This is a genomic window from Agriterribacter sp. (genome assembly GCF_035445465.1).
Classification (GTDB): domain Bacteria; phylum Bacteroidota; class Bacteroidia; order Chitinophagales; family Chitinophagaceae; genus Agriterribacter.
This window is the reverse complement of record NZ_DAOMQT010000094.1, coordinates 1-8,477: the sequence shown is the minus strand read 5'-3', so window position 1 is coordinate 8,477 and position 8,477 is coordinate 1. Positions and strand designations below refer to the sequence as shown.

General features: G+C 42.9%; 7 protein-coding genes. 4 read left to right on the top strand and 3 right to left on the bottom strand.

Features of this window, described 5'->3' with window-relative positions:
* The first annotated feature begins 326 nt into the window (after window positions 1–326).
* Window positions 327–1,094: a YdcF family protein gene (locus tag PLE34_RS21070; protein WP_324560342.1), complete on the top strand. Its 768-nt coding sequence runs from the start codon at window positions 327–329 to the stop codon at window positions 1,092–1,094.
* A gap of 21 nt (window positions 1,095–1,115) precedes the next feature.
* Here PLE34_RS21070 and PLE34_RS21065 read toward each other — a convergent pair whose 3' ends face one another.
* The 3 genes from PLE34_RS21065 to PLE34_RS21055 all read right to left on the bottom strand — a co-directional run bounded on the left by PLE34_RS21065 (window position 1,116) and on the right by PLE34_RS21055 (window position 4,925).
* The gene (locus PLE34_RS21065; protein ID WP_324560339.1) at window positions 1,116–1,730 is read right to left on the bottom strand and encodes an FMN-binding negative transcriptional regulator; all 615 of its coding nucleotides are present in this window, start codon (window positions 1,728–1,730) and stop codon (window positions 1,116–1,118) included.
* Between the two features lie 93 nt (window positions 1,731–1,823).
* Entirely contained in the window at window positions 1,824–2,777 is a 954-nt protein-coding gene (locus PLE34_RS21060) for a bile acid:sodium symporter family protein (protein WP_324560337.1), read from the bottom strand.
* Between the two features lie 174 nt (window positions 2,778–2,951).
* Window positions 2,952–4,925, bottom strand: a complete 1,974-nt coding sequence (locus PLE34_RS21055) for a vWA domain-containing protein (RefSeq protein WP_324560334.1) — start codon at window positions 4,923–4,925, stop codon at window positions 2,952–2,954.
* Between the two features lie 154 nt (window positions 4,926–5,079).
* On the opposite strand from PLE34_RS21055, the gene PLE34_RS21050 reads away from it, so the two are divergent.
* From PLE34_RS21050 to PLE34_RS21040, 3 genes are all read left to right on the top strand, one after another.
* A complete protein-coding gene (locus PLE34_RS21050; RefSeq protein WP_324560331.1) occupies window positions 5,080–5,646 on the top strand; it encodes an RNA polymerase sigma factor in 567 nt (188 codons plus the stop codon).
* 153 nt (window positions 5,647–5,799) lie between these two features.
* Window positions 5,800–7,128 (top strand): energy transducer TonB, encoded by a 1,329-nt coding sequence (locus tag PLE34_RS21045; protein WP_324560328.1) that lies wholly within the window; start codon window positions 5,800–5,802, stop codon window positions 7,126–7,128.
* A gap of 194 nt (window positions 7,129–7,322) precedes the next feature.
* Entirely contained in the window at window positions 7,323–8,156 is an 834-nt protein-coding gene (locus tag PLE34_RS21040) for a DUF2911 domain-containing protein (RefSeq protein WP_324560325.1), read from the top strand.
* Window positions 8,157–8,477 lie beyond the last annotated feature (321 nt).

Genomic DNA, 8,477 nt, shown 5'->3' with positions numbered 1-8,477 from the left:
ACTAAAAGCTATTTGAGAATAAAATACCTAATCCTATTTGAAAATTTGAAAATGAGGGCTGTATGCTAATGATAAACCATGAGCTTAAAGGACAAGTGAAAAGAGAGAGGTGAAAGAAGAAGTACTCAACCTATCGTTAGCAATTGCACAACCAATAGCTGGTACCTCACTGCTGTTAAATCGAAGAGAAATACAATCTCAAATTTTAGATATCAAATTTCAAATCGGGCCTCGCAACCAACTATTCACTACTAACCACTCTCCCCTGACTACACAAATTCTATCCGCATTTTTGGGTTTTCACGCGCTGCAATGTATATTGAAGCATGATGTTCGTCATTTCCAAGCTGGTAATTGTATTATTGAGCCCCGTATTATGGATCGTAATTGTTTTTGTATGGGCATGGTTATCCAAAAAAGCAGCCAGGAAAAAAAGATGCTATACCGCCGGCATCATTATGCTCCTGTTCTTTACCAATCCCTTTATCATCAGTCAGCTCATCCTTGCTTACCAGCCTGAAAAAGTAACACTCGGGGCAGGTGAAAATTACAGCGCAGGCATTTTATTAGGCGGCTTCGCGGGAAAGAATAAAACAGACCAGCAAACTTATTTCAGTGAGCAAAGCGACAGGTTTATACAGGCGGCACTATTGTATAAAACAGGCCATATACAAAAAATAATTGTAGCGGCAGGGGATGGTACCGTCTTTAACCGGGACACGTTCAGGGAAGGCGATTTTATTCAGCAGCAGCTCATTGCAATCGGCATTCCCCCGGAAGCGATTGCCTTAGACAGGGATTCGCGCAATACAGCCGAAAACGCTGCCAATACCAAAAAGATCATTGATTCACTGCAGCTTCCCCCACCCTACCTGCTCGTTACTTCGGCTATGCATATCCCCCGCGCTAAAAAAACCTTTATCAGGGCGGGCATTGCGGTAATACCTTACCCGGCCGCCTTTTTTGTTAGGCCCCCGGATAGTACTGTGCCAACCGATTATATGCTTCCGTCGGCCAACGCGCTTAAAAACTGGGATATGTATTTAAGAGAAATTACTGGAAGCCTGATGTATTGGATAACCGGAAGAGGATAGCAATTATATACCCATGTTTTATCACATTTCTATGTTCCGCTTCATATAATCTGCAATATGTTTTTCATTGTCATTATCGCTTCCTGAAAGTGAGTTGATAATGCTTCGTTGCTCGGCCTCCGTTTTATTCTGGCTCAGCTTTTTCTTTGCCTGCAACTCGGTTACTTCAATTTCAAAAGCTACAATACCCTTTATCATTTTCAATTTAAAATCTTCAGGCAAACTATTCCATTGCTGCATGTAAGCCATTTCATAGCTATGAATTGTCTTTTCCAGTATTTCAATAACTTTATCTGTTTGGGTAACAAATTTCCCCTGCCCGTAAGCGTGAATCGAAATATAATTCCACGTAGGCACATTTAGCTCCTTATCATAGTTTTTGGGTGATATATAAGCGTGTGGCTCAGTAAAGATCACTAAAACCTTATTTTCTCCAATAGCTGCCCATTGTTCATTTGCCCTTGCAAAATGAGAAGTCAGTATAATCTTATCGCCGTGAACTGATATAAGAAAGGGCAAATGTGTAGCCGTAGGAAAATTTTCCCTGGCAGTAATAATCGTTGCAAAGCTGAATCGTTTCATGAAGGCAACCATCTCTTCGCGATCTGTCATTGCATTCATCTTAGGGATATACATACCTCAGTCTTTATTTTCAGGAATTAATAAAATTACTACCAAAATTAATTTGTTGCCGGCTACTTTACCATTACATGCAGTAAGTCCTTAACACTATTCTTTACCTGCAAACCGCCCGGCAATATAGCTCACCATAAATAACTGAAACGCATGAAAGATCATCAATGGCAGCAGCATAAAACCTGCGAAAGCCGCATTGCTGAACAGCACTTTTGAGAATACCGTGCCATGGACTAATGATTTTTTTGAACCGCAAAACAGCGCGGTGATCATGTCTTCCTTATTGAAGGCAAGCAACTTACTTGTGCAGTAAATAATGCCATATAGTGCAAAAAACAGCGCAACGGAAATACCGCATATCATCGCAAGGTCATTCCATTGCATGCCCGAAAATGTACCATCCGAAAATGATTCCGCGAAACTTTTATATACGATCAAAACAATAATGCTCTTGTCAAATACCGACAGTTGTTTACCATACCTGGCAACCCAATGTCCTATAGCGCGTTGCATGACAGTACCGGCAATTACAGGTATAATGATCTCAACGATCAGCTTGAAATAAATTTGCAGAAAATCAACATCGCCTTGCTGCTGCAGAAATAACCCCATCCACAGAGGCGTCAAAACAATACCAATGAGCCCCGAAATGCTTGCATTAAAAATGGCGGCAGGCAAATTCCCTTTTGCCATAGCCACCATCACAACAGAGGAAGAAACCGTGGAAGGTAAAGCGGCCAGAAAAAACACAGACAGCCAGATCATTTCCTGCTGCTCATTTTTCAGAAAAGGATAGAAAATCAATACAAGCAACGGACAAATGATAAACGTAGCTGCCTGGATAACGATATGCAGCTTCCAGTTTTTTAAGCCTGCCTTTATTTTCTCCGGGCTTAGCTTTACGCCATAAAAAAAGAAGATCAAAGCAATGCCGGCACTGCAAACAGCATCCAGCGGAATGCCACTTTGGGCGGAACCGAACTGCGGGAAAAACCAGGCAACCCCAACTGCAATGAACAGGGCTAATACAAATTTGTCTAATTTCATAATGCTACGCTAAACAAACGACCTTGCATAAAAATACACTGTAATTTATAATCATCAATCTCCAATCAGCTATTAATTACCCTGAGCAATATGATTATTCATTGTAATATGCACAAAAAAGCATAGCGTACCACCTGCACAGGCGCCATACGCTATGCTCCTTCTCACGGTATACTATTTTCTTCCTACCAGCTCATCCTCTTCTTTAACGCCATTTTCCTTCTTCGCCAGGCTTCCTGCTTTTCTTACCAATTCCAAAAAGCCTTTGCGATAACCTTCCTGATCGGCACCAATAGCAGAATTAGCCAATGCCAGCACGTTGTTGTACGAAGATTGCTGCATGAATTCGGAATGGGTGAGCAGCATACCGAACTGAGCCACGGCAGCGGCAAACCGGAAATTAACAGAAGTATGGATTAATGCCATGTGCCCGTCAACAACCGGGTGTTCTATCAGCTTGCTCTTTTCCCCATCCGGATCTTTATACCTGAATTTGATCGTCATGAGCTCAGGAGAATTATTATTTCCCGCATTATTTTTGAGGGACTGGTATTTTAGCGGATCAACCTTTTCTGTAAAATCACTCTTTACACCTGCAGGTATTACCTCATACAAAGCCGTAACGGTATGCCCGCTCCCCAGCTCACCGGCATCTTTCTTATCATTGTTGAAATCTTCTTTATTCAGCAAGCGGTTTTCGTAACCTATTAAACGGTAAGCCTGTACTTTGGCAGGGTTAAATTCCACCTGCAGCTTCACATCTTTGGCAATGGTAAATAAGGTGCCGCCAAACTCACTCACCAGCACTTTCTTCGCTTCACTCATATCATCAATATAAGCATGGTTGCCATTGCCTTTACCGGCCAGCTTTTGCATCTTATTGTCTTTGTAGTTACCCATGCCGTAACCCAGCACCGTTAAAAAAACACCACTCTTTCTTTCCTGCTCAATCAGCTTTTCCATGTCGGCATCACTGCTGGCGCCTACATTGAAATCGCCGTCGGTACATAAAATAACACGGTTATTGCCGCCCTGCACAAAATTTTGCCTGGCTATGCTGTACGCTAATTTAATCCCTTCGCCACCTGCCGTAGAACCACCCGCCGTTAGCCGCTCAATAGCATCCTTTATGGTTTGTGTATTTGCTCCGCTGGTAGCAGGCAATACCAGTCCTGCGCTGCCGGCGTATACAACTATGGCCACCTTATCCTTTTCGCGCAGTTGATCTGTAAGCAACTTCATAGATTGCTTTACCAGGGGCAGCTTATTGGCATCTTCCATTGAACCCGATACATCAATCAAAAAAACCAGGTTGGAGGCCGGGATGTTTTCCGTTGCCACTTTCTTCCCCTGCAGGCTCACCAATACCAAGCGATGATCTTTGTTCCAGGGCGCTTCAGATAATTCGGTATAGATAGAGAAAGGTCTGTCGCCTGTGGGCTGAGGATAATCGTAATGAAAATAATTGATCAGCTCTTCTGTGCGCACTGCCCCGGCAGGTGGCAACTGCCCGTTGTTTAAATAGCGCCGTACATTACTATAGGAAGCCGCATCTACATCTATGGAAAAAGTAGACAGCGGATTATCCTTTACTGTAAGAAAGCGGTTTTCTGTAATGCCGTCATACCCTTCGGTATTAAAATCCTCATCCCGCTGCTGGTACAACGGGTAGTTTTGATTACGCGTTTTCCTTGCAGCGGCCGAAGGATAGGAAGCATTCCCTCTTATTGCTACACCTGCCACCTTACCCTGCAACATCATATCTGCTTCCGACTCCTGCATTGCTGCTCCCGTAATGCTTTTCTTTTTAACAGCGCTATATGCTGTAACTACTACTTCCTCCAGGTTGGCAGCTGATCCGGATAGCTGCACATGCAGCATTGATTTGCCGGATACTTTTATTTCCCGGGTATCAAATCCTACGGATGAAAAAACCAATATGGCATTGACATCCGCAACGGTAATAGTAAAATTGCCATTAGTATCGGTTTGGGTAATATTTGCCGTACCTTTTTCGGTAACGGATACCGCAGAAAGGATAGCGCCTGTGCTATCGGTTACTTTACCTTTTACTGTAAAAGAAGTGCGTGGCAAAAAAGCCGTTAAGGCGGCAATAATGATTATGCCGTAAATGGTTACCTGCTTCATACAAATAATTTTTAAGGTTTAGTTTGAATGATGGATGCCATAACGGATGTCATTACATACGCGCCTGAAAATATTTATGCTGAAAAGAGATAAAGAACGGATTATGCTTCTCTTTCCTATTATCTTTTATCTTTGATTCTCACTTGTTTATTGTTTGAATTTTATTAAAAACATATCAACCGCGGGCAACACAGATCTGGAAATGATAGCTTTGTATAAGCAAACAAAGGATATGCGTGTGCTGTCGGACCTTTACCAGCGGTATATGGAGCTGGTATACGGGGTTTGCCTGAAGTATTTTAAAGACAGCGAGCGCAGTAAAGATGCCGTGATGAGCATTTTTGAAGCATTGGTTGAGAAGCTCAAACTGCATGAAGTGAATAATTTTAAAAGCTGGCTGCACACGCTTACCCGTAATTACTGCCTGATGCAGTTGCGTACCCCCAGAAACCTGAAAACCACCGAATTTAACCCCGATTATATGCATTTGGAAGAAACCGTGCATCTTAATGGCGTGTTGGAAAAAGAAGAACAATTTGTTAAATTAGAAAAATGCATGCAAACCCTATCGGAAGAACAGAAAAAAACAGTTGAACTATTTTATTTACAGCAAAAATGCTATGACGAAATTGCCGAAATTACAGGCTATGAATGGAATAAGGTAAGAAGCTATATTCAAAACGGGAGGAGGAATTTGAAAAATTGTATGGAAGAGGAGTGAGCATGTGGAAATGTGAGAATTTGAAAATGTAGCGGTCGCAGGCGATGAAGGAGCGTCAGACCGCATGTTACAGGTTACAAGGTACAGGGGAGCAAGGGGCTCACGGATAGCTGACCACTCACCACTAACTACTGACCACTGACTAAATAAACAATGTCTGACAATAATAAACATATCAAACGATACACAGCAGCGGACATAGAACGCTACCTGAACCGGCAGATGCCTGCAAAGGAAAGGCATGCCATGGAAAAAGCTGCGCTTGAGGATCCTTTCCTGGCTGAAGCAATAGAGGGTTATGCGCATCATTCCTCTCCGGCCCTTTCTTCAGATATAGAAGACCTGAGAAAAAGATTACAGGAAAAAGCCGGCCCTAAAGTAATGCCTCTGCGCAGCACAAAAATATGGTGGAGCGCCGCAGCAGCCATTCTTATTGTATTGGGAACAGCGTTTACCTGGTACTGGCTTGCTCCAACTGAAAACAATATCGCGCAGCAAAAAGAAAAAGAGCAGAAAATTGAGCCTTTGCAGGAAAAAGAAAATACTGATAAAATAGCAGACGAAGTCACCGGTTCAACAGATAGTGCTGTGCAGGAGAACAAAAACCGGGAACAAAGCAATACACCGGCTCCAAGGCCCGGGAAAGCGTCTCCTGTTTTACCTCCTGCCGCTCCTCAAAAAATAAAGTCTTCTGTTGCATCCCAACCCAAAACAAAAAATGATTCAGCATTCCCTGATTTAACGGTTAATGCAGCAGACCAGGCTACAGCAGCTAATATACTAAGGGCGCAGAAAGCGGAAGAAGCGGAAAGTGAAAAAAGCCCTGTAAGAGCATCCCGTACCATACCTATTTCAGCAACACCAAACAACGCTCCGGGAGCGGTTATTACCAATATAATTACCGGCAAAATAACCGACAACCACAACAAGCCATTGCCCTTTGTAAATATCCGTATCAGCAATACACCGGCTGGTACCTATAGCGATGCCGGGGGTAACTTTAAATTATTAAGCGGCGATACCTCATTGTTAGCGGATATAAAATCTGTAGGCTTTCAACCGCAACAGGTGGTTTTATACGCAGGCGCTCCTGTTAATAACATTATACTCCGGCCCGATGGTAACCAATTGTCGGAAGTGGTAGTATCGGGCTATGGCACTCAGAAGAAAAAAGCAACAGCCACCAGGGATGAAAGTGCGGATGAATCTCCTGAAGCAGAGCCTGCAGACGGCTGGGGCAATTATGATATTTACTTAGTGAACAATACCCGTTTGCCGGAAACGGCATTTACCGCCAGCCGGGGGTTTGTTGACCTGTCGTTTTCTGTTGATCAATACGGCCGGCTCTCGGATTTTAAGATCATACATTCTACCTGTCCGCAGTGTAATAAAGAAGCCATCCGCGTGGTAAAAGAAGGCCCTCAATGGAAATTAACAGAAGGCAGTAGCACTGCACAGGTAACACTTACCATCCAGTTCTGATCGCTACAGCAAGCCTGACGACGCGCATATTTTGTTAAACCTGGCATAATTCTTTTCAATTTCCTTTCCGGCTTGAATTACATCACTGTAAACATTATCTTCGCCGCAATAAATAACAGTGCGATAAGCCATGCAACTGCAGGGTTTATGCATACAAACAACGACCTGATTAATCAACCAAAAAACAACTACAGATGAAAAAGATCTTTTTACTTGCCGCTTTTTCTACAGTGATCTGTTTTGCAGAAGCACAACAATTAAAAACGCCGGCCGCTTCGCCATCGCAAACAGTAAAGCAGGAGTTTGGCTTATCTGCCGTTGAACTGTCTTATTCAAGACCAGCAGTAAAAGGCAGAACCATCTTTGGTGACCTTGTACCTTATGGAAAGGTATGGCGTACGGGTGCAAATGCCGCTACCACTATTAGCTTTGGTGATGATGTTACTTTTGGCGGTAAAAAAATTCCGGCCGGGAAATACGGATTGCTTACCATTCCCAACGCATCCGAATGGACAGTAATTTTAACCAAACAATTGAATGTAACCAGCCCGTCTGCTTACAAAGAAGACCAGGATGTAGCCCGCGTTAAGGTTAACGCCGTAGACCTTCCTTTTCCTCTGGAGTCTTTTTTAATCTCTTTTGACAATATCTTACCCTCTTCTATGAACATGATCATTGGGTGGGACAGAACCGTTATTATCATCCCCATTACTACAGATGTAAACACTAAGATCAATGCGCAGATCAGCAGCTTAGAAGGAAAAGAAAATTTCCCTTACTTCGCGGCCGCTGCTTATTATCTTGAAAATGGTAAAGACCTGAACAAAGCGCTTGGCTGGTTCAATAAAGCAACAGAAAAAGAACCTGATGCATTTTGGATCTGGCATCAGAAAGCCAAATGCCTGGCAAAGCTGGGCAAGAAGAAAGAAGCCGTTGCAGCAGCCAACAAATCTACAGCGCTGGCTGCCACTGCCAAAAATGAAGACTATGTTACGCTGAATAAAAAGTTACTGGCTACATTGAATTAATCTGATGACTATCCGCTATTTTTTTTGCGCCGCGTATTTTTCAGCGGCCCGCAAGCACGTCTGATTTACAAATACAACTTAAAATAGCCACGAATGCACGAATATTTAATACATGTATTCGTGCATTCGTGGCACATAGCTAAAAATTGAACAGTCATTATAATCTGCTATCTGAACCTGTTGATGATAAAAAGAAAAAAACTGCGTATCTGCGGCTAATTTGTTAGCAGAAGTACTTTATCTACATACTCCGCATGAACCCTTTTCCTCCTGACTTGTCCGCCATTGATTTTTATAAAGTATAAGTCATTGATGATGTGA

Excerpts from the sequence above, each read along its gene's own strand:
- PLE34_RS21070 (WP_324560342.1), top strand. The coding sequence starts at position 327 with ATGATGTTCGTCATTTCCAAGCTGGTAATTGTATTATTGAGCCCCGTA.
- PLE34_RS21065 (WP_324560339.1), bottom strand. The coding sequence starts at position 1,730 with ATGTATATCCCTAAGATGAATGCAATGACAGATCGCGAAGAGATGGTT.
- PLE34_RS21060 (WP_324560337.1), bottom strand. The coding sequence starts at position 2,777 with ATGAAATTAGACAAATTTGTATTAGCCCTGTTCATTGCAGTTGGGGTT.
- PLE34_RS21055 (WP_324560334.1), bottom strand. The coding sequence starts at position 4,925 with ATGAAGCAGGTAACCATTTACGGCATAATCATTATTGCCGCCTTAACG.
- PLE34_RS21045 (WP_324560328.1), top strand. The coding sequence starts at position 5,800 with ATGTCTGACAATAATAAACATATCAAACGATACACAGCAGCGGACATA.
- PLE34_RS21040 (WP_324560325.1), top strand. The coding sequence starts at position 7,323 with ATGAAAAAGATCTTTTTACTTGCCGCTTTTTCTACAGTGATCTGTTTT.